Origin of the sequence: Prevotella dentasini JCM 15908 (assembly GCF_000614065.1) — a bacterium.
In the GTDB taxonomy this organism is placed as follows: Bacteria; Bacteroidota; Bacteroidia; order Bacteroidales; family Bacteroidaceae; genus Prevotella; species Prevotella dentasini.
Genome location: NZ_BAKG01000005.1, coordinates 47,466 through 68,580 on the forward strand (window position 1 = coordinate 47,466; position 21,115 = coordinate 68,580).

Below are 21,115 nucleotides of genomic sequence, written 5' to 3' on the forward strand. Positions count from 1 at the left end.
TTTGCTTTCATGGGCTGTCTTTGGAAGACAGCGGACTATCCCTCACGCAGGAAGTCAAGGGCTTCCTTTATCTCCTCTTCGCCGATGGTCTGGTCGATGAGTATGTCGCCGATGCCGCCCAGCAGCGTGCAGTTGATGGCCCGGCCGGTGTTTTTCTTGTCGTGGCGCATCAGTTCTATCAGCCCGTCGTAGTCGTTGCAGGTGATGGGCAATGTGCCGTAGTACCGGCGGATGAAGCTGATGGTTTGGCGCATTGTCTCTACGGGGAATCCTGTCTTGACCACCGACAGGTAAAGCTCGGCTATCAGGCCGTAGGCGACGGCATAGCCGTGGAGGAGGGGCTGCCGGCTCATGGACAGCGACTCGATGGCGTGGCCGAAAGTGTGCCCGAGGTTGAGTGCTTTCCGTATGCCCCTCTCGTGTGGGTCTTGGGCTACGATGCGTTCCTTCACCGCCACGTTGTCCCTGAGCAGGTGGGAGAGCTGCTGCAGGTCGGGCTGAGCAAGGTCGAAGGAGAGTAGCTGCGCCCATGCCGCCTCGCCGGAAATCAGTCCGTGCTTGAGCATTTCGGCATAGCCGCTGCGTATGTTTTCGTCGTTGAGCGTCTTCAGCCAGCTGGTGTCGAGGATGACATATCGTGGGTCGCTGAACACGCCCACCTCGTTCTTCAGTCCTCCGAAGTTGATGCCCGTCTTTCCGCCGACGCTTGCGTCTGCCATGGCGAGGAGCGTCGTCGGCACGTTGATGAAATTGATGCCGCGCTTGAAGGTCGAGGCAGCGAAGCCTCCGAGGTCGGTTACCATTCCCCCCCCGAGGTTGATGAGCAGCGAGTGGCGCGTTGCTCCTCCCTCCTGCAGTGCCGTCCACACGTGGGCAAGCGAGTCGAGGTTCTTGCACAGGTCGGACGCACCGACGGTAATGAGCTGTGCGTTTTTCAGGCTTAAAAGGCCTTTCGCCAGTTGCCAGCAGCTTTCCCTCGTGTTTTCATCGACGAGCACAAACGTCCTGTCGTGTTCGCACTCGGCAATGGCCAAGGCCAAATCGCTCTTGAAATAATCTGAAATGATAATCCTCTGCTCCATCTTCTATGTAATATTTTCACAAATATAGCTAATTTTGTTCTTAGTTTCTTCTTTTCAATCGGATAATTTCACACTCTTTCACTATCGCCCCTGCCAATCTGCACATCTGCTTCCGCGTCTGTGCATCGTTTTGTGTGCCGGCGGATGTCAGGCAGGGGGAAGGGATAACGTCGGCAGAGGGGCTTTTTGTCTGCTTTGTGCGGTGGAACAATAAGTGTCTCACTATTATGAGACAACCGTCTCACTGTTATGAGACAATCGTCTCACTATTATGAGACAATCGTCTCACTATTGTGAGACGGATGTGATGTGCCGATAAAAGCTATTGCCGGAACGCTGCGGGCTGTGCGGCGGAATGTCCGAAGCGGCAGCCGCATCCCCTATGCGGTGCAGAAACCTTACCGAAGTGTTTGCCGCTTTGGCATAAAATATGTACTTTTGCGGACATTTAGTTGGAACGCTCTAAGCAGGAAGCATTATGATGAATGGATTATACACCATCGGACTACTCGTCGTCTCGAATATATTCATGACCTTTGCATGGTACGGGCATCTGAAACTGCAGCAGATGAAGGTCATTACCGACCATACGCCGCTCTATGTCGTCGTTCTCTTCAGCTGGGTACTTGCGTTGGCCGAATACTTTTGTCAGGTCCCGGCCAACCGCATCGGGTTCGAGGGCAACGGAGGCAGTTTCTCGCTGATGCAGCTGAAGGTGATTCAGGAGGTCATCTCGCTGATGGTATTTACGGCCTTTACGGTTGTTTTCTTCAGTGGCGAGTCGCTCCATTGGAACCATCTGGCTGCCTTTCTGTGCCTCATCCTTGCCGTGTATTTTGCCTTTATGGAGTAGGTTGGCCTGCGTCCGTGCTGCTGTGCCCCATGTCAGCGATGCCATGCCGGGTGCAGGGATTCCCGGCCGTCGGATGATGCCTTGATTGCATGGGGGCAAAAAGAAGATAACCCTGTCAAAAAAGAGATGGCATGCCGACTGGCATGCCATCTCCTTAATATTATATCTTATATTTATTTTTCCATCAGCGAGCTGCCCATTCCCTAAGTTCCTCCTCGCTTGCTCCGTTGACAAGCTTGGCAGTCTTGAAGTTTACTTTCGGGTATTGTTTCCTTAATTGCTCAAGTGCCTTGTCGGGAGTACTTCCGCCCGATGTCGCAAAGAGGTAGACCGTCTTTCCGCTCATGTCGTAAGTATCCATGAAAGTGTTGATGATGGTCGGGGCAGTGTACCACCAAATAGGAAATCCGATGAAGACGATATCGTATTTATCTGCATCTTTCAGGTCTTTCTTCATGGCGGGCCGGCTGTTCTTGTCTTTCATCTCTGCGGATGAGCGGCTTTTGTCGTTCTGCCAGTCCAAGTCGGCATCCGTATATTCTGCCTCTGGTTTAATTTCGTAGAGGTCTGCCTGAATTGCCTTGGCAAGTATCGTGGCCTCCTGTCGTGTAGTACCCGTAGCACTGAAATAGGCTACCAATGTCTTGTTATTCATTCTTTCGCTATTCTTTTTATTGGTCTGCGCACATGCCGTGAGTGCAAAAAGACTCATAGCCAGCAGTAGGTTGGTTACACTTTTCATACATTCTATCTTAGTTTGTCATATTCTTCGTCGCTCACGGCTTCCAGCCATTCGTTAGGCTCAGAACCCGGTTGGGAGTTTTCTACTGCCACGTGGGTTACTACGTGCTGGAACCAGCAGTCTTTCTGTGCACCATGCCAATGCTTTATCCCCTCGGGAATGTCAATTACGTCGCCGGCCTGTAAGGGAATGGCAGGTTTGCCCCATTCCTGATACCATCCCTTGCCCGATACGCAGATGAGAATTTGTCGGGCACCGTGATGAATATGCCAGTTGTTGCGGCATCCCGGTTCGAAGGTTACGTTTGCCAAAGGCAGGATGGTCTCCTCGCCGGTACGTATGTTTTTTGGTTGGATGGTAGCCAAATGGCTGTTGCCGGTGAAGTATCTGGCGTACGCCGTGTTAGGATTACCCTTCGGCCACGCTCCCGCGTTGGCATCGGCAGCATGGTCGTATTGCGACAGTCCGCTCTGGCAGAGAAAAGCCGTCAGCTCGTCTATCTGCTGCGGTGTGTTTCCCATATTCACGGCCCCGGCCCTGTGGGCTGCCAGTTGCGGCTCTACCCCCTTTACGGATGCCAATGCTGCAACGGTTACAATCTCGCGGTCGGCAGCTGAAAGCTGATTGCTTGCAAAAATGTCTCCGAAGAGATGGGCTTTGAGATAGTAATCGCTTTGCGGACAAAAATCATAGTTGAACGGCTTTCCGTTCAGTTTTGTTTGGTTCTCTGTGCCCAGTTTATAGGCTGCCTGCGCGTTGTCCCACTCCTTGGGGTGCTGCCATGGCTTGCCCTCGCTGTCGTTTTTCCCTGCGGCCTTGCGCTTGTCAATCACTTTGCCCAATACTCCCAAGGCATTGAGCGAGCGCGGGAATCCCGTGTAGGCATAAAGTTGCGAGAAGACTTCTTTCATTTCGTTGATGGTTACTCCTCCGTCTAATGCTGCGGTTATTGCAGATTCAAGGCGGCCGAGGTCGCCCTGAGCCTCCAGACTTGCCAAGGTTGCAAGATGCAACTGGCGGTTGGTTAATGTGTTGTGTGCCATTGTAGAAATCATTGCCGATATAAAAAACAAAAATGTTAATGTCTTCTTCATCTTTTATTGATACTATAAATGCTGTCTGATAATATTATAGACTGCTGTTTTGTGCCACCCGAATATCTATTGTCCTTGCAGGCTCAGAACCACGGTGGCAGTGTCTCCGCCGAAGAAGTTCCTTATGGTGGTGCTGCCTGCATTGTCTATTTTGCCAAGACGGGTGTAGCTCCATGAGTTTGAACCGAAGAAGATTACCAGTTGGTTGCCGTTGTATAATACGACGTCGCCTGCGGTGGTTGTGGTCTGTGTGTCGCTTGCAGGAAGTGCTTGGGGCAGGCTTCCAACCATTTCAAATCCTCCGTATTCGTGCATCTCTACCGTTATGTCTCCGTTGCTGCACAGAGCAACCAGTTGCCGGGTGGCAGCATTGTCTGTCAGCGTCATGCCGAGTGTATGGTTGGCAGCTTTCAGGGTGATTTTCCGCCCCTCGGCCGATGGCGTAGTGCCCGTACCAGTGTCTGTTTCGTCGTTGGGTACCGGGGGTTGTATTGGCGTCGGGGACACGGTTTCGTCGCTGCCGTCTTTGCTGCAGCCGGTGGTTGATATTGCGAGTCCGCTCATGAATAGTGCCGTCAGGGCTGTTTTTATGTTGATTCTCATTTTCTGTATGTTTGCTGTTGTCCGTATGTTGCTTTCGCATTGCCTTTGGCTTTCTCCATGTACCAAGTGTCAGCAGCAGGATGTTGGCAAAGGCCCGTGCCGTGATGTTCTCTTTCAGTTGCACGTGAATTTCTCTTAGCCGGCAATAAGATACATTTCGTTATCTTAGGTTGTCATGATAAAACTTCTCAAGTTTATCAAATGGTATGTAATTGTTGGCTCCGCCATCGTATAAGTCGGTGTGGTTGGCACCCGGGATAATGAGCAAGTCCTTGTTGTTGCCCGTGAGCCTGCTATAGGCGGTCTTGCTAAAGTAAAGGCTGTGTGCCTTTTCTCCGTGAATGATGAGCACCGCAGACCGTATTTCGTCAATGCGCTGCATGAACGGGAGGTTGATAAACGAGAGGGCCGATGTAGCGTTCCAACCGCCGACAGAGTTGAGCGAGCGGGGATGGAAGCCCCGTTTGGTTTCGTAATACATCGTATAGTCTTTTACGAATTGTGGGGTGGCATCAGTCAGTTCGGTTTCCTTCAGGCAGCCGCCTGCACGGTCGTAGTAGCCTTGGCGGTAATCTTTGGTACGCTGACGGTTCAGTGTCTCAAGCAGTTTGTGGCGCGCGTCGTGTTGTCGTCTGCATCAAAATAGCCATTGGCCGTAACGCGCGTCATGTCGTACATGGTCGAGGCTACCGTTGCTTGATGCGTGTGTCCATTGCTGCCGCGTTCAGGGCAATGCCGCCCCAGCCGCATATACCGAGGATACCTATTCTGTCTGTGTCTACATTGTCCTGTATTGAAAGGAAATCAACAGCTGCCGAGAAGTCCTCCGTGTTGATGTCAGGTGAGGCAACGTTGCGAGGCTCGCCCGAGCTCTCCCCGGTAAATGAGGGGTCAAAGGCAATGGTAAGGAATCCCCGTTCTGCCAAGCTTTGTGCATATAGTCCCGAACTTTGCTCTTTCACTGCTCCGAAGGGGCCGCTCACAGCTATTGCCGCCAGCTTGCCATTGGCATTTCTCGGTGTGTACATATCGGCGGCAAGCGTAATGCCGTACCGGTTCACGAACGTAACCTTCTTATGGTCTACCTTCTTGCTCTGTGGAAACACTTTGTCCCACTCGCTTGTCAATTCCAGCTTTGCGGGTTGGGGCATCGTTGTTTGCTTTGTATTCTGTGCATTGGTTGTCATAGCTGTCCCTATTAGTAATGTTGCTAAAATTAATTTCTTCATTTTATCTATTTTCTGTCTTTGATTATCTTGTGTCCGTTTTGGATTATGACTCCTTGGTAGGAGGCATCCACTTTCTGTCCTGCAAGGTTATACAACGAACTGTTGCTCTTTGCAGATGTCGTTGCATTGCTGATACCTGCTGTAATCTTATCAATTCCAGTGCTTTTTATCCACTCGGAGACACGTGATGAGGCGGAACCAATCTGCGACGACCTTATCCAGAGGCTCGGGGCGACGATACGGCTGTTGGGAAGAAGCCGTCTGGCATCTTCCTCTACGCCGCCGATGCTGCTTGATGCGCTGCTAACTATCAGATAGACATCTTTGCCAGACATTTTTGCGGCATTGCGGAAAAGGAACGACTGGGTAATGGCTGCCATCTGACTCCACCAAAGCGGGGTGCCTATGATGATGTATTTATATTTTGAGAAATCTATATCAAGCGCATCAATAGCAGGATAGGAGTCTGTGTCGTTGGGGTTGGCCTTGATGGCATTGAGCAGTGCTGTACCTATTGCGTAATTGTTTGCCTCGTATTTTTGCGTCTTGTCGGCTGGCTGAATACGTGCTACGTCTGTATCAGGAATGTCAAGCTGACTCTGGACTTGCTGCACCACCTGATGTACGTTGTTCGTGTAGCTGTAATATAACACCAATATTCTGTCTTGTGCTAAGGACGACACTGTCGTCATAGCCATGAGAAAGGAAAATAAAAATTTCTTCATACACCATTAATTTTATTGATTAAAGCCGGTAGCAAAGTTACTGTAATCTGTCTTTCTGAACGTAGCCATATTATCGCTAAACCTACCAAATTTATTGTTTTTGTCCCGTTGCATTGTTTTTTCAAGTAAAAATGGTAAATTTACAACCGATAAAGGATGATTGAATATGAAAGAAATGCTTACTATCAACAATGCCAACGACTATGCCCACCATATCGGCGCCCCCACCTATCATGCCCATGCGTCTGTCATCCACTACGACGAGGTGGGCAAAATACGCCACTCCCTTAACCGTTATAATGTGTATGCATTCTTCGTGCAGCGCAATTTCCCTGCCGACCTTGCCTATGGCGTGGGGAAATATGCGGCTGATGAAAACTCCCTGCTGGCCTGTGCTCCGGGGCAGATAGGCGGAAAGGAAGACGACGGCACTACGGCGCAATATCATGGATGGGTATTGATGTTCGACCCGGAGTTTGTTTACAACACCGAGTTTGAGCGCAATCTCGCCCGCTATCATTTCTTTTCGTATAACAGCAACGAGGCGTTGAGGCTGACCCAAGATGAAATAACCATCACGAACCGCATCATGGAGGCTATAAGACGTGAGCTGAAGGCCGGCTTGCCCCATACCGACCGCATTGTGCAAGACTATATCTTGCTGCTTGCCGACTTCTGCAATCGCTTCTACGACCGCCAGTTTCAGAGCGTTACCGAGAACAAAACCAACATTCTTGCCCGCTTTCAGAACGTATTGCTGCGGTACTACGAGCAGGGAAAGCAGTACGAGCACGGCATACCCAGCGTGAAGCACTGTGCCGAAGCATTATACATGTCGCCCAGCTACTTTGGCGACGTCATCCGCAAATCGTTGGGCGAAAGTCCCATCCTGTATATTCGCAGGTTTATGGTTGAGCGTTCAAAGATGCTGTTGGCATCGGGCAAGACCATTGCCGAAACAGCATACGACATGGGCTTTGAATATCCGCAGCACCTTACCCGTATCTTTAAGAAAGAAGTGGGCGTGCCCCCTTCCCGGTATATCGAAATGCTGAAAGCAGCAAAAGGATAAGGCCTGCTCCGAAAAGCGGCTATGTTTCACCGCTGGCACAACCGGAAGGCAGATTACCGACTGATGGAGAGCAGCCCTGCGGACGCAAGGGCTGCCTACGCCTGAAGGCATGGCAGACGGAGAATGTTCTGCTCTCATTATCAAGAACTTACATGGCTATATGGTGAAAGTGGCACTTTGGCAATGTCAAAGTGCCACTTTCGCATGGTCAAACGGGCATTTTCGTTTCGCGGAAACGGCTTGCCGGCTACACAGGGTGGATTTGCCCGTCCTGACTGCCCGGTACCGCCCTGCCGGGAGATGGAGCCGCTGCCTGTTCTTTCCGGCATGCAGGCGTCTCCGGTATGTTCGGTACGTACACTGGAAAAATTGGTCTGATGGCTGAAGATATGTACCGTTTGGCAGAAATAACGTGATGGCGGTTAAACGAACCGACGCAAACGGCATCTTATAATTCACAGAATTAAAATGGGGATGCGACGCCCCCAAACATAAAAAGAAGAATGAAAAGAACAGGATTATCGCTGCTGCTACTGCTTGTGGCACTGCTGGCAACAGCACAGAATAAAACCATCTCAGGCTCTCTCTACGACGAAACGGAAAAAGCCGCGCTGCCCTACGCGGTGGTGCAGCTGCTCAAGCCGGACAGCACCTACATCTCGGGCACGACGACAGACGAGAATGGAGCGTTCAGAATAACGGCACCCGGAGACGGGCGGTATATTGTCAAGGCCTCCTACGTAGGCTTCAGGAACGTCTGCCGGAACGCCACCATTACCAACGGCAGCGATGTGGACTTGGGACAGCTGACCTTTCAGAGCAATGCACATGCACTCAAGGAGATTACCGTAACGGCCAGTGCTCCCAAGGTGGTGCTGAAGGCAGACACCTTTCAGTATAATGCCTCGGCCTACCGCGTACCCGAGGGGTCTACGATTGAAGCCCTCGTCAAGGTGCTGCCGGGAGCCGAGGTGGGCGACGACGGGAGCATAAAGATAAACGGAAAGGAAGTGAAGAAGATTCTCGTAGACGGAAAGGAGTTCATGGTGGGCGACACGAAGACGGCCCTGAAGAATCTGCCTACCTCTATTATAGAAAAGGTGAAGGCATACGACCAGCAGAGCGACCTCGCCCGCGTTACGGGCATTGACGACGGAGAAGAGTCGACCGTGCTCGACTTCGGCATCAAGAAGGGAATGAACAAGGGCATGTTCTCCAACATCAACTTGGGCATCGGTACCAAGAGCCGCTACTCCGAGCGCGGAATGGCAGCCTACTTCAACGATAAAATCCGCCTGATGGGCTTTGCCTCTGCCAACAATACCAACGACATGGGCTTCGGCGGCGGGCGGCGCGGCGGCTTCAGGGGCGTGAGACAGGGGCTTAACGCCGCGAAGATGGTCGGGCTGAACGTGAACTACAATGATGGGAAGACGCTGCAATGGGATGCAAGCGTGCGGTGGAACCATGCCAATGGCGACCTCAACAGCCGCGTGTCGGCAGAGAACTACGTTGCCCGGCAGGAATCGTTCTCCAACCGTCTCTCGCAGCAGTTCACCCGGAGCAACTCATGGGACGGACGCTTCCGGCTGGAATGGACTCCCGATTCTGCGTGGAACATCATGTTCCGCCCCAACATACAGCTAAGCAAGAGCGACGGGCAGACGGTCAGCACCTCCTCCGCCTTCAATGAGGACCCCTACGGATACACCGACGACCCGTTGGATGGCGAATCTGTCGAAAGGATGAAGCAGCTCGGACTGGCCGTGAACCGTCAGCAGAACGCCACCATCAGCTATGGCGACAACACTTCCTTGGGCGGTATGCTGCAGGTGAACCGCAAGCTGGGAAAGGCAGGACGCAATGCGACGCTGCGGCTCGACGGCAGCTACAAGGACAGCGACTCGAAAACGTTCTCCACCCAAGACTTGGAATACTTCCTGCTCAGGAACAGCCTCGGGATGGACTCCACCTTTCAGGCCTACCGCTATAACCTCATGCCGGCCAAAAGCCTCGGTTACGCTGCCGAGGCTACCTACAGCGAGCCTATAGCACCGAAGACTTACCTGCAATTCAGCTACCAGTTCAAGTATGATTTTTCTAAGAGCGACCGCTCTACCTACGACTTCTCCGGCCTCGGAACGGACTTCTTCGGCTCCGTACGGCCTGCCTACCGCTCGTGGGACAGCTATCTTTCGCTCCTTTCCGCTCCGTTGGAAGACTATCGTGCCACTGGGCTAAGCCGCTATTCGGAGTATCGCGCCTACACGCACAACGCACAGGTGATGCTGAGATTGAACCATGAGAAGTGGCGGATGAATGTGGGCGTGATGTTCCAGCCGCAGCATACGACCTACATGCAGGACTATCTCGGCGTTCATGTCGACACTATGCGCAACGTGGTGAACTGGAGTCCGACATTCGACTTCCGATATAAGTTCGACGACCAGACCCGTCTCCGCATCTATTATCGCGGTACGGCCGTACAGCCTACCATGAGCCAGTTGCTCGACATCGTGGACAATACCGATCCACAGAACGTTTCAGTGGGAAATCCGGGACTGAAGCCGGCCTTTGAGAATCGTTTCCGGCTGTTCTACAACACGTACCGGGCCAATCATGCCCGGTCGGTAATGACCTTCGTCAACTTCTCCAATACGCGCAATGCCATTGGCAACAGCGTTACCTACGACGCTGCGACTGGCGCGAGAACCGTCCGGCCCGTCAACGTGAACGGCAACTGGAACGCCAATGCGGCGGTCATGTTCAATACGAGCATCGACTCGGCAGGCGTATGGAACGTGAATACTTTCACGACAGGAGGTTTCAACCGTTATGCAAGCTATCTTCAGATGACCGCAGCGAGTCAGCTGGCAAAGAATATCACGAAGTCGCTGAACCTGAGCGAGCGTCTCTCCGCAAGCTATCGGAACTCTTGGCTGGAGGTGGAGCTGAACGGGACGGTCAATTATGAGAATACGAAGAACAACCTGCAGGCATCCGGCAATCTCAGTACGTGGCAGTTTTCCTACGGAACGAGCATATCGCTCTCGCTACCGTGGAACATGAGCCTCTCGACCGACCTGAACGAGCAGAGCCGACGGGGCTACAGCGACGCCTCGCTCAATACGAACGAGCTGATATGGAACGCCCAGCTCTCGCAGAGTTTCCTCCGAAACAATGCACTGACATTCTCGCTCCAGTTCTATGACATACTGCATCAGCAGAGCAATCTCTCGCGTGCCATCAACGCCATGGGCCGGACGGATACGGAATATAACAGCATCAACAGCTACGTGATGCTGAGGGCTATCTACCGGCTCAACCTCTTCGGCGGAAAGGATGCCCATCCGGGTGGCCCGGGATTCGGTCCCGGAGGACATGGCGGAAGGCGTCCGCCGATGGGTGGAGGCCGGCCGTGGGGCGGAGGTCGGCCACCTCATGGAGGCGGATTCGGTGGCCCGATGGGTTACTAAACGACAGCTCCCCTGCCATCTTGCGATGACAGGGGAGCCGTTGTCTTATAATGGTTCTCTGCTGTGGGGTGTGAAGGGTTCTTTATCCGTGTTTTTGGGGACGAGCCGGTATAGGGACGGAGGGCAGTCTGGCCTTTCGCTCCTTTCTTTATAGTGTAAGCCAGTGGATTGGATAAAGGTTAAAAGGTCTCTTTCAGTACCTGTTCTATAACTTGTGGAAAGTGTTGCATCTCCAGTTGGTGCTCCTTTTCGGCAATGTCGTCGGGTGTGTCGTCAGGCGACAGGGCGGTCTTGAACTGCGCGATGATTTCTCCTCCGTCGCAGACGTTGCTCACCCAGTGTACGGTCATTCCCGTCTCGGTTTCTCCGGCAGCCTTCACCGCCTCGTGGACGTGATGCCCGAACATACCCTTGCCCCCGAATTTCGGCAGGAGAGCAGGGTGGAGGTTAATCATCCTGCCCTCGTAGGCCTTGACGAGGAAGTCGGGAATCATCAGCAGAAAGCCTGCAAGGACGATGAAGTCGATGTGATAGCTCTCCAGCAGTCCCATCAGGATGACAGGCTCGTTGAATATGGCCTTGGGCAGTACGGCGGTTTCTACTTCGAGGTTCTTCGCTCTCGTCAGCGCGTATGCGTCGGCACGGTTGCTGAGCACGAGGGATATGTTGACATTCGGGTCATTCTCGAAGTGTCGGATGATGTTCTCGCAGTTGCTGCCACTGCCTGATACAAATATTGCAACGTTCATATTCTGTTTATTTTAAGAAATGATGATTTGTCCGTACCGCTTTTCCTGACAGGAGACAGGGACGGAGGGGTGTAGGGGTTCTGTGCTTTTAGTCCTGTCGGCAAGTGCGTTGTATGGCATCGTCGGCAAGTCCTCTGCCTGTGCCCACGGGTATGGGGCTTGATAGGATTGGACATCTGCTTTTGCTGTCGTCGGGACTTTCAGCGTTGAAAGAGATTTGTTAGTGTTGTTCCCACATGAAATCGTCGTCGAAATCGTCGTCCGCCTCGTCGTTGAGTCCGAGCAGGGCAGGGTCAACGAAGGCGTCCATTGCGCGGCGGTCTTTCTTGGTGGGGCGGCCTGTTCCCCGGGCACGGTCTATGAATCCGCTGATGCGGCTCATTTCCAACAGCTCGTACTGCTTGGCTTCGGTTACGTTCTTGTATATTTCTGGGATAAGTTTGGCCCCGACGCGCTGCTCAATGGTCTTGAGAACCTCGAACGAATAGACGATGGGAGGCTTCTTCACGCTGACCACTTCCCCTGCCTTGATGGTATGCGACGGCTTCACGTTCACTCCCTTGATGGTAACGCGCCCGTTTTTGCAGGCGTCGGCGGCGATGCTGCGTGTCTTGAATATGCGTGCCGCCCAAAGCCATTTGTCTATTCTTGCTACGTCTGCCATGATTACTTTTTGCCTAATTTGTTGTATTGGTTCATCGTGATGTCTATTCCGGCAAGCACAAAGCTGCGGATGATGTCAACGGACAGGTCTATCGAGGGTTGCAGCGTCCTCATCTCGTCCTCGGAATAATGCCCGAGTACCCAGTCAACCTGTCCGCCACGGGGATAGTCGTTGCCTACTCCCATTCGCAGTCGGGCATAGTTCTGTCCGATGAGTTGCTGGATGTGGCCGAGTCCGTTGTGTCCTCCGTTGGACCCGTTCCCTTTCAGGCGGAAGGCACCGAGGGGCAGGGCAACGTCGTCTGAGACAACAAGCAGGCGGCTTTCGTCTATCTTCTCGCTGTTGAGCCAGTAGCGGACGGCATTGCCCGAGAGGTTCATGAAGGTGGTCGGCTTGAGGAGAATCACCTTGCGGCCCTTGATGCTTGTCTCGGCAATGTATCCGTAACGCTTGTCCTCAAAAACAATATTGGACGCTTTGCAAAAGCGTCCAATACCATAAATCCTGTGTTGTGACGGGTTCCCTCGTACTCTCGTCCGGGGTTGCCCAGTCCACATATCAAATACTTGTCCAATTTTCTTTAAGATTAGATACTGAAAGAATCGGCTCTCGTTATTCTTCAGCAGCAGCTGCGGCTGTGGCAATGGAGTTACGTGTTGCCTTGATAGAGCAAACGACAACTTCTTTCGGAGTTACCAGTTCGAGACCCTCGAAGTTCAGGTCGCCCACCTTGATGCTCTTGCCGAGCTGCAAGGCTGTAACGTCAATATCAAGCTGCTCGGGAATCTGCTTGTAGGCAGCCTTTACGTTAATCTTGCGGATAGACATGTTCATGCGGCCACCGTCGCGTACACCCTGAGCAAGGCCTGTGAGCTTAACGGGAACGCCCATGACAATTGGCTTCTGCTCGTTAACCTCGTAGAAATCTACGTGCAGCAGTGCGTCTGTTACTGGGTGGAACTGGAGTTCTTTCAGTACTGCGGTATGGCTTTCTCCGTCAATAGCCAGCTCTACAACGTAGATGTGCGGAGTGTATACGAGCTTGCGAAGCTCCGACATGGGTACTGTGAAGGAGATGGCAACGGGCTTTCCGTCCTTGTGTGCCTCGCCATAGAGGTTACAGGGTACCAAACCCTCCTTGCGAATTAGCTTGGATGCTTTCTTACCAACGGCTTCGCGCTTCTGTCCTGAAATTTTGATTTCTTTCATTTTTCTTTTGTGTTACTCTAAATTAATATAAACTTTAATTCGCCATCACACACTGAGAATATAGAGAGAAGCAGCAGACGGTACAGCTGCCATCCTTTTCCCAATTTGCAAAAAGCGGTGCAAAGATAAGGATTTCCAACCGATTGACCAAGTTATAAACTAAAAAAAACTGAAAAAGCCCCGTCCCCCTTGCGTGTTTCATGGAATTTTCCTACATTTGCAAAATAAAGAATTACAAAGAAGCACATTATACGAGCATGATTAATAGAGATTTAATTCGAATTAAAATCGTCCAGTTAACCTACGCATACTATCAGAACGGTAACCGCAACATGGACAATGCAGAGAAGGAACTGCTGTATAGTCTTTCAAAAGCATACGGGCTGTATAACCATCTCTTGGCCCTTATCGTTGCCATCACGCAGGAGGAGCGCCACCGCGTAGAAGTTCTGACCACGCGTGCAAAGCGTGAAGGCACAGAAGAACCCTCACAGCGGTTCGCCTACAACAAGTTTGCCGTGCAGTTGGAGGAAAACAAACAGCTTGTTTCCTACATCAGCACACAGCAGCAGCGTTGGGAAGACGACATCGAGACGGTGCGCAGGCTCTGTGACCAAATAGAGCAGAGTACTATCTATCAGGAATACATGCAGAGTGAGGAGGATTCCTACGACGTAGACCGTGAGGTCTGGCGCAAGATTTACCGTACTCTCATTCAGGAGAACGAAGACCTTGACGCATTGTTGGAGGAGAAGAGTCTCTATTGGAACGACGATAAGGAAATTGTCGATACGTTTGTCATCAAAACCATTAAGCGTTTCGACCCTGCCAATAAGAGCAATCAGGAGCTGCTGCCCGAGTACAAGGACGAGGAAGACCGCGAATTTGCCGTGAAGCTGTTCCGTGCCACAATCCTCAATGCCGACACTTATCAGCGTTATATGAGCGAGACCAGCCGCAACTGGGATTTCTCCCGTCTCGCCTATATGGATGTTGTCATCATGCAGATAGCCATTGCAGAGATGCTTACTTTCCCGAATATCCCTGCGACGGTAACCATCAACGAGTATGTAGACCTTGCGAAGGTTTACAGCACTCCGCGTAGTGGAGGATACATCAACGGTATGCTCGACACCATTGCTCGCTATCTCATTGAGACGGGAGCCATGATGAAGCAGATGCCAGAGCCTCGCCAGCGTCGTCCGAGGGAGGTCATGCAAGGTTCGCCACGGTATGGCAATCGTCCTTACAACCGTTCTTACAACCGTCAGCCAATGCGTGGCTATGATGGCCAAGACATAGAAAGAACCGAATTTAAAGTAGAAGATAATACAGATAAAGAATAATGAATACATCAATTTTCCTCGCTGCACAGGCAGCACAGGGCGGAAGCCCATTGCCCATGATACTGATGATGGTTGCCGTCTTCGCTATCATGTGGTTGTTTATGATTCGTCCACAGCAGAAGAAGCAGAAAGAAATACGCGCTTTCCAAAACTCGCTGACCGAGGGTAGCTCCGTTGTAGTCAGCGGTGGCATTTATGGTACCGTGAAGCGCATTGACCTTGCTGCCAACAAAGTGGAAGTGGAGATAGCCCGTGGCGTTGTCATCACCGTCAACAAGGGTGCTGTCTTTGCAGATGCAGAGTCTTCGCAGCAGGCGCAGGCTAAATAAATCAGAAAACGATTTGAGAGCAAACGGATAATGGTTGGCAAGTCGCTGAACGTTTTCAGTCTATTCAGGAACTTCTTGTCGCAGATTGTCAACAAGGAGTTTCTGATTTTTTTGTTCTTTCTCGGCTTGAGCGGACTTTTCTGGCTCACGATGGCCCTTGACGATACCTACGAGAAAGAGTTTACCGTGGATGTCCGGCTGGCAGGCGTACCCAAGAACGTGGTCGTAACCAGCGAGATGGACTCCATGGTGCGATTCGTTGTGCGCGACAAGGGCTACATTATCGGGCTGTATATGTTCCGCGAGCAGTTCCATCCCCTCTTCTTCGACTTTCAGGCATATAGCGACGGCAAGGGGACAGGAGTGATTTCCTCTGCTGAGGTGCTCAAGATGATTAATCAGCAAACCTACAAGAGTTCTAAGGTAACGGCGGTCAAGTCGGAGAATCTGACCTTTGAATTCAACTACGGACTTCACAAGCGTGTCCCGGTACGCCTGTTGGGAAGGGTCGTTCCAGAAGACGGCTACTATCTGGCACACGTTCAGTTCACGCCCGACAGCGTAGATGTCTATGCCTCGAGGAAGGTCTTGGACAGCATACAGCAGGCCTACACGGTGCGGCAGGACATCCGTAATTTCTCTGAAGTAAAGGACCTGCCGGCCCAACTGCGCAAAATCAGGAATGCCAAGTGTACTCCGGGGCAGGTGAAGATGAGATTGTTTCCCGACGTCCTTACCGAGGAAGAGGTAGAAGTCCCCATCGAGGCCATCAACGTACCGAAAGACAAGATTCTCAGAACGTTTCCCGGGAAGGTCAGTGTGAAGTTCGTTGTCGGGGCAAGAAGAATGAAATCCATGCCGAAAAACATTACGACGCGGGAACTTCTTCCCACGGGCTTCCGGGTGATAGTCAACTATAACGAAGTGGCAGAACACAAGTCGGAGAAATGCCACCTCTATGTAACGGGAACTCCGTTGGGAGTCCGCAACGCCCGTCCATCCGTCGAGCACGTCGACTATCTGATAGAGCAGAAATGAAAATAGCCATTACGGGAGGCATCGGCAGCGGCAAGTCGTTTGTGTGCCAATGTCTTCACAGACACGGTATAGAAGTCTACGATTGCGATACGGCTGCCAAGCGGCTGATGCGCTCGTCGGCCGAGCTGCAGCAACAGCTGAAGGAACTGGTCGGGGAGGCGGTCTGTCGGGACGGAATACTCCAAAAAGCCGTTCTGGCAAAGTTCCTTCTCGCCAGCGATGCCCACGTGCAGGCCGTCAACAGCATCGTCCATCCTGCTGTGGCACGCGACTTTGAGCAGAGCGGACTTGACTGGATAGAGACTGCCATCCTCTTCGACAGCGGCTTCCACCGTCGTATATATATAGATAAGGTGGTATGTGTGTCTGCCCCCATCGAGGTGCGCATTAGCCGAATCATGGAGCGCGACCACATTACCCGTCAGCAGGCGATGGGCTGGATAGCCAAGCAACTGCCTCAAGACGAGGTTCTCGCCCTGAGCGACTACGAGATTGTAAACGACGGGCAACGCGATGTAGACAGGCAGGTAGCCCGTCTTCTCAGTGAAATACAGAACAGGAAATAATAACGAACAAACAAAATAACAAACAAGAAACCATGTTACAGACAATTCTTTCTATTGCAGGCAAGCCCGGACTGTATAAACTTGTAAGCCGGGCTAAAATGAGTCTCATCGTAGAGGCACTGGACGAAACACACAAGCGTCAGCCTGCCTTTGCATCAGACCGCGTTACCAGTCTTGCCGACATAGCAATGTTTACCGATACGGAAGACGTACCTCTCTGGCAGGTACTTGAGAACGTCGGCAAGAAAGAGGACTACAAGGCGGCTTCCATCAACTGGCGCAAGGCTTCGGCCAATGAGTTGCAGGAATACTTTGGCGAAGTTCTCCCCAACTTCGACCGCGACCGCGTCCACAACAGCGACATTAAGAAGCTCCTTCAGTGGTACAATATTCTCATCGCATCAGGCATAACCAACTTCGAGGAGGCTTTGAAGCCGACCGAGGGCGACAATATCGACGACAGAATAGAGGCTGCCGACACTGCCGAAGAGGAAGCATAGTTCCGTAAGAGGCGGTCAGCAGGCGTTGCAGCAGTTACATTCCATCCCCTTCTTTCGCCTGTGCCGTTTATTTGGTAAACTACTCTCCCAAGACTTCCTGCAAGTCTTGGGGAGAGTTTGTTTTGTCTATGGTCTCATTTTCTTTCCGTCTACAATCGTAATCTTCTTGCCCTCAATCTTCAGTGCGCCCTCTTTCTCAAACTCAGAAAGCACGCGCAGCAGCGAGAACTTCTGTATGCCGAACGAGTCGGCTATCTCCTGTCTCGACCGTTTCAGGTGAATCTCGTTGCTGCCCTGTTCGCCTGCCAGCTTCATGAGCATGTATGCCACCTTCTCCCGGACCGTGAAGAGACTCAAGACCTTCATCTTATGCGTCAGGAAGACGTCTATGTCCGACAGAGTACGGATAAAATTCATGCGCAGATGCTCATCGTTGTCTATCAGCGTCTTCAGTTCCGGCGGCATCATCCGCAGCAGCTCCACCTCCCCGTCGGTCTCCACGCTCACGGGCAGGCTCGTGTCCTTGGCAAAGATAAATGCCGGTGCAACGATGTTTCCCTCGCGCAGCCGGCTCACCTCCACCTGTTTGCCCGACAGGGAGGCCATGCGGCAAATCAGCGAACCCTTCACCACGATGTCGACATATCGGCAGGGCATCCCGGCAAGGGCATAGACCTCGTGCGAAGGCAGACTGACAACCTTGCATCTTGTGTTGCCGAGGCTCATGGCTATTTCCATCGAACTCATTCCGGCAAATAGCGGACAGGCTCCCAAGGCCCTGATAATCTTCTCTTCCATGTATGCAAATGTACTGAAAATCTCGTACAAATCAAGGCATTAACGATATTTAAGCCGTCGAAGGCACAAATGTTGCCTTGCGAATGAGCAGAAAAGGGTAGCTTTGCACCAAAATAAAAACATTCAAGGAAAACCGGAACAATCAGAGAGGGCGGCTGTCCGTCTTACCTTCAGCTGTTCCTGCTGCCGCCCGTTTTCGCCTGTCTGTCTGCACATTCTGTGTTTCGGGGCAATTAGGGAGGCCTATTGCGCACAATGATGATGACCATTAGGATAAAAAGAGCCTACGCCCCGGCCGATGCCGGCGACGGATTCCGTGTTCTCGTTGACCGTCTCTGGCCACGGGGACTCGGTAAGGAAAAGGCGAGGATAGACCTCTGGGAGAAACGGGTCGCCCCGAGTAGAGAATTGAGAAAATGGTTCGGGCATGCTCCCGGGCGGTTTCCGAAGTTTGCCGAACGCTATCGGGCGGAGCTGGCAGCCAATGCCGCTTACCCGGACTTTCTTGCGCAGGTCTGTCGGCACGAAGTGGTTACGCTCGTCTACGCTGCCCACGACGAGGAGCACAACAATGCAGTGGTGCTTCGGGATAGTCTCCTGTCTGCTACTGCGGAATAACCCTTTGGCAAGTGGGGTGCAACCTTATGGGTGCATCTCTCCTTGCAGGTGCTCCGGCTCTTTTCCTCAGCGGGTCTGTGCACCCTTGCCGTAAGTGGAGTTGGATGCCCGGGAGTGTCAAATTGGCAGATGTTGATGTCAAATTGTCTTATTTTTACCCTTGGTATGCAACTTGCACTACTCTTGGTGTAAACATTAAGAACCAATTAAATATAGGAGATTAAGACTATGTACAGAAATTCTTGGTTACCGGAAGTGTTCAACGACTTCTTCTATAACAACAATATGCCCCGGGCAAATGCAACCGCTCCTGCCATCAACGTACTGGAGACGGCTACCGAATACACCGTAGAGTTGGCTGCACCGGGACTTAGCAAGGAAGATTTTGTGGTAAACATCGACAACGATGGCGACCTGACCATCAAGATGGAAAAGAAGGAGGAGACCAAAGATCAGGCTGCACACTATCTCCGCCGCGAGTTCTCGTATAGCAAATATGAGCAGACGCTCATCTTGCCGGACGATGTCGACAAGGAGAAGATTGGTGCACGCATGAGCGATGGCGTACTGACGGTCTCGCTGCCGAAGGTACAGCAGAATGTGCAGAAGATAGCCCGGCAGATTGAGGTGGGATAACCCCCGTCCGTTGACGGAGCTGTCAGAGAGCGAAAGCAACGTAATAGACGTTTTAATGATGTAGTTTAGTGTAATAGTTAGAATTGTTGAGTCCTCGGATATGCGAATGTCCGGGGACTTTCTCTTTTCTTCTGTCAGGAGGGACGATGCCGTTCGGAGATTCGGGAGACAGAGGCGGGAAGTGCCTGCCGTCCGTTGCGGAGGGTCATAGAACTGTTCCGGCCTTGCCGCAAAGCCCCTTTGACACGATGAAACGGGCACTTTCGCATCGCGAAAGTGCCCGTTTCGTTGTGTCGTTTGTAATGTGTTGGGAGACAATATGTTATGGTCGTCGTCGGGAAGGCATTGTCGTGAGTTCACTTCCGCCTCTCGTCCATTCTTCGGAGCGGTGCAGGAGGCTCGCCCTTGCTTCCTGTTCTATTCTTTTTCATCCTTTGCCTTCCTCACGTTCTCGGCCGATTGGGCGAGCATTTTCTTCAGGAAGCTGTCGCTGACGAGCTGCGACAAGCGGTTGATTTCGTCTACGACGAGTTTGCGTTCGTCGGCATCGAGCCGGCCGGCATGCTTGCAGAGGTCGTAGATGGTGGAGACGTAGTACGACGTACTGTTGTTGTTGGGATGTTTCTCTATCAGCCGCCGCATGGAGTTGAACTGCGACAGCCACGTCGGGCCGTACATTTCGTCGGGCGAGACGAAGCGGCCGTCGATGTTGTAGAGCGTTTGTCCGTTCCTGACAAGGCTGTCTATCTGTTCCAACTGCCATCCGGTGCTCTTCTCAAACTCTTTCTTCGCCTTGTTGATGTCTTCCAGCGAGCCTAATTTCCCGATGTTCTGGTATACGGTTCCCCTGTGTTTCTTGTCGAAGTATAGGGAAGGGAAAGAGAAGTGCCCGAAGGTCTCGTTCCTTGTTTCCCGTCTGCCGGTCGGCCGCACGGAGTAGGAGGTGGTCAGACGTCCCTTCACATAATTGTCGGAAGAGCCGTGGTCGTTGTCCCATTCTATGGCGTAGGCGTATCGGTAAGTGGAGTCGGCAGGGTCGGCAAAGCACATGAGGGTGCTGTTGTCGTATTTCTCGCCCACGATGACCATAGGATAGTTGGTGAGAGTGAGGCTGGCAATGCCCTTGTGGTCGCCGTCGGTCTGGCGGATGACGTTGTATGCCTCGTTCTCGTCTTTGCTGAAGGCATCCAGAATGGGCTGTATGCGCTGCGTGTCCTTCCCTTTGAGGGTGAAGGTGTAGGTAGACAGGTAGTTGTCGAACTTCCTTTTCCCGGCAGCTTCGCCTTGATTTCGTTGGTGCTGACCTTGTTTTCCTTGATAAACTGCTTGAAGCTTTCTCCAGCTGGGTCTGTGCGGAGGAGGCCGTCGGCATGGCTGCCATCATCAGGCAGGCCAGTGCGGTTGCTGAATTTTTTTTCATAGTTCAATGATGTTTGTGAGTTCTGTATTCTGTGTTGTGTATCCGATGCTTCCGTCTTCGTAGTAAACTATCTGATAGCCGTGTGCCTGAATGGCGGATATGGCAGTCTCGGTCTGTGCCATGGCTATCTCTCTGGCGGCTTCGCGGTATTGGCGTTCGATGAACAGGAGTGTCGAATTCTCTGTTTTGCGGCGTGTGGGCTGCGATGGCTGTATGTCGGCCGATGGGGAGGCCGTGCCCGGCTGTGTCTTGTCTGCCTTTGCCGTGGCGTGGGCGGTGGCTGCCGTGGACGGTGGTGCCGTTCGGCTTGTCTGCTGCCTCGTTTCGGTATGGACGGTGGGAAGGGTGGTGCGTATGGCTGTCGTG

General features: G+C 52.2%; 21 protein-coding genes and 2 pseudogenes. 10 read left to right on the forward strand and 13 right to left on the reverse strand.

Annotated features, from left to right (window positions below):
• Positions 1–35: 35 nt before the first annotated feature.
• On the reverse strand, positions 36–1,082 hold the full coding sequence (gene aroB / locus JCM15908_RS03680; RefSeq protein WP_025002308.1) for a 3-dehydroquinate synthase: 1,047 nt from the start codon (positions 1,080–1,082) through the stop codon (positions 36–38).
• Between the two features lie 481 nt (positions 1,083–1,563).
• Between aroB and JCM15908_RS03685 the strand changes: the two genes are divergently transcribed.
• A complete protein-coding gene (locus JCM15908_RS03685) occupies positions 1,564–1,935 on the forward strand; it encodes a DMT family protein (protein ID WP_025002309.1) in 372 nt (123 codons plus the stop codon).
• 184 nt (positions 1,936–2,119) lie between these two features.
• Here the strand turns inward: JCM15908_RS03685 and JCM15908_RS03690 are convergent, their stop codons facing one another.
• From JCM15908_RS03690 to JCM15908_RS12120, 5 genes and pseudogenes are all read right to left on the reverse strand, one after another.
• The gene (locus JCM15908_RS03690) at positions 2,120–2,590 is read right to left on the reverse strand and encodes a flavodoxin (RefSeq protein WP_051530754.1); all 471 of its coding nucleotides are present in this window, start codon (positions 2,588–2,590) and stop codon (positions 2,120–2,122) included.
• Between the two features lie 92 nt (positions 2,591–2,682).
• Positions 2,683–3,771 (reverse strand): carboxymuconolactone decarboxylase family protein, encoded by a 1,089-nt coding sequence (locus tag JCM15908_RS03695; protein ID WP_036892714.1) that lies wholly within the window; start codon positions 3,769–3,771, stop codon positions 2,683–2,685.
• A 66-nt stretch (positions 3,772–3,837) separates the two neighbouring features.
• A complete protein-coding gene (locus tag JCM15908_RS14780) occupies positions 3,838–4,374 on the reverse strand; it encodes a cyclophilin-like fold protein (RefSeq protein ID WP_199897203.1) in 537 nt (178 codons plus the stop codon).
• Between the two features lie 160 nt (positions 4,375–4,534).
• Positions 4,535–5,603: pseudogene (locus JCM15908_RS12115) on the reverse strand (alpha/beta hydrolase).
• A gap of 5 nt (positions 5,604–5,608) precedes the next feature.
• Positions 5,609–6,328, reverse strand: a complete 720-nt coding sequence (locus JCM15908_RS12120) for a flavodoxin (protein WP_025002313.1) — start codon at positions 6,326–6,328, stop codon at positions 5,609–5,611.
• A gap of 166 nt (positions 6,329–6,494) precedes the next feature.
• Between JCM15908_RS12120 and JCM15908_RS03715 the strand changes: the two genes are divergently transcribed.
• Positions 6,495–7,400 (forward strand): helix-turn-helix domain-containing protein, encoded by a 906-nt coding sequence (locus tag JCM15908_RS03715; protein WP_025002314.1) that lies wholly within the window; start codon positions 6,495–6,497, stop codon positions 7,398–7,400.
• 503 nt (positions 7,401–7,903) lie between these two features.
• The gene (locus tag JCM15908_RS03720; protein WP_025002315.1) at positions 7,904–10,876 is read left to right on the forward strand and encodes a TonB-dependent receptor; all 2,973 of its coding nucleotides are present in this window, start codon (positions 7,904–7,906) and stop codon (positions 10,874–10,876) included.
• A gap of 179 nt (positions 10,877–11,055) precedes the next feature.
• On the opposite strand, the gene purN is transcribed toward JCM15908_RS03720, so the two are convergent.
• The 4 genes and pseudogenes from purN to JCM15908_RS03740 all read right to left on the reverse strand — a co-directional run bounded on the left by purN (position 11,056) and on the right by JCM15908_RS03740 (position 13,498).
• Positions 11,056–11,625: a phosphoribosylglycinamide formyltransferase gene (gene purN / locus JCM15908_RS03725; protein ID WP_025002316.1), complete on the reverse strand. Its 570-nt coding sequence runs from the start codon at positions 11,623–11,625 to the stop codon at positions 11,056–11,058.
• Positions 11,626–11,845: 220 nt separating this feature from the next.
• Positions 11,846–12,289, reverse strand: coding sequence for an RNA-binding S4 domain-containing protein (locus tag JCM15908_RS03730; RefSeq protein WP_025002317.1), 444 nt, complete (start codon positions 12,287–12,289; stop codon positions 11,846–11,848).
• A 2-nt stretch (positions 12,290–12,291) separates the two neighbouring features.
• Positions 12,292–12,863 (reverse strand): annotated as a pseudogene (gene pth / locus JCM15908_RS12125) (aminoacyl-tRNA hydrolase).
• A 38-nt stretch (positions 12,864–12,901) separates the two neighbouring features.
• Positions 12,902–13,498 carry a 50S ribosomal protein L25/general stress protein Ctc gene (locus tag JCM15908_RS03740; protein WP_025002318.1) on the reverse strand — a complete coding sequence of 199 codons (597 nt, stop codon included), beginning with the start codon at positions 13,496–13,498 and terminating at the stop codon, positions 12,902–12,904.
• Positions 13,499–13,755: 257 nt separating this feature from the next.
• On the opposite strand from JCM15908_RS03740, the gene nusB reads away from it, so the two are divergent.
• Genes nusB through JCM15908_RS03770 form a run of 5 tightly spaced genes read left to right on the forward strand, consistent with a single transcriptional unit; the run spans position 13,756 to position 17,277 of the window.
• Entirely contained in the window at positions 13,756–14,844 is a 1,089-nt protein-coding gene (nusB, locus tag JCM15908_RS03750) for a transcription antitermination factor NusB (RefSeq protein ID WP_025002319.1), read from the forward strand.
• A complete protein-coding gene (yajC, locus tag JCM15908_RS03755; protein WP_025002320.1) occupies positions 14,844–15,173 on the forward strand; it encodes a preprotein translocase subunit YajC in 330 nt (109 codons plus the stop codon). Before nusB ends, yajC begins: the two co-directional genes overlap by 1 nt.
• 27 nt (positions 15,174–15,200) lie before the next feature.
• On the forward strand, positions 15,201–16,211 hold the full coding sequence (locus JCM15908_RS03760) for a CdaR family protein (RefSeq protein ID WP_025002321.1): 1,011 nt from the start codon (positions 15,201–15,203) through the stop codon (positions 16,209–16,211).
• Positions 16,208–16,777 (forward strand): dephospho-CoA kinase, encoded by a 570-nt coding sequence (gene coaE / locus JCM15908_RS03765; protein ID WP_025002322.1) that lies wholly within the window; start codon positions 16,208–16,210, stop codon positions 16,775–16,777. Before JCM15908_RS03760 ends, coaE begins: the two co-directional genes overlap by 4 nt.
• Before the next feature lie 32 nt (positions 16,778–16,809).
• Positions 16,810–17,277 (forward strand): DUF5606 family protein, encoded by a 468-nt coding sequence (locus JCM15908_RS03770; RefSeq protein ID WP_025002323.1) that lies wholly within the window; start codon positions 16,810–16,812, stop codon positions 17,275–17,277.
• A gap of 126 nt (positions 17,278–17,403) precedes the next feature.
• Here JCM15908_RS03770 and JCM15908_RS03775 read toward each other — a convergent pair whose 3' ends face one another.
• Complete coding sequence (locus tag JCM15908_RS03775) at positions 17,404–18,075, reverse strand: Crp/Fnr family transcriptional regulator (protein WP_025002324.1); 672 nt, start codon at positions 18,073–18,075, stop codon at positions 17,404–17,406.
• 267 nt (positions 18,076–18,342) lie between these two features.
• Between JCM15908_RS03775 and JCM15908_RS03780 the strand changes: the two genes are divergently transcribed.
• Entirely contained in the window at positions 18,343–18,693 is a 351-nt protein-coding gene (locus tag JCM15908_RS03780; RefSeq protein ID WP_025002325.1) for a DUF488 domain-containing protein, read from the forward strand.
• A 228-nt stretch (positions 18,694–18,921) separates the two neighbouring features.
• On the forward strand, positions 18,922–19,329 hold the full coding sequence (locus tag JCM15908_RS03785) for an Hsp20/alpha crystallin family protein (RefSeq protein WP_025002326.1): 408 nt from the start codon (positions 18,922–18,924) through the stop codon (positions 19,327–19,329).
• Between the two features lie 417 nt (positions 19,330–19,746).
• Here the strand turns inward: JCM15908_RS03785 and JCM15908_RS03790 are convergent, their stop codons facing one another.
• Together JCM15908_RS03790 and JCM15908_RS14785 are read right to left on the reverse strand one after the other, a co-directional pair.
• Positions 19,747–20,418 carry a hypothetical protein gene (locus tag JCM15908_RS03790; RefSeq protein WP_025002327.1) on the reverse strand — a complete coding sequence of 224 codons (672 nt, stop codon included), beginning with the start codon at positions 20,416–20,418 and terminating at the stop codon, positions 19,747–19,749.
• Positions 20,328–20,756 (reverse strand): hypothetical protein, encoded by a 429-nt coding sequence (locus tag JCM15908_RS14785; protein WP_159101297.1) that lies wholly within the window; start codon positions 20,754–20,756, stop codon positions 20,328–20,330. The genes JCM15908_RS03790 and JCM15908_RS14785 overlap by 91 nt, the downstream gene beginning before the upstream one ends.
• Between the last annotated feature and the right edge of the window lie 359 nt (positions 20,757–21,115).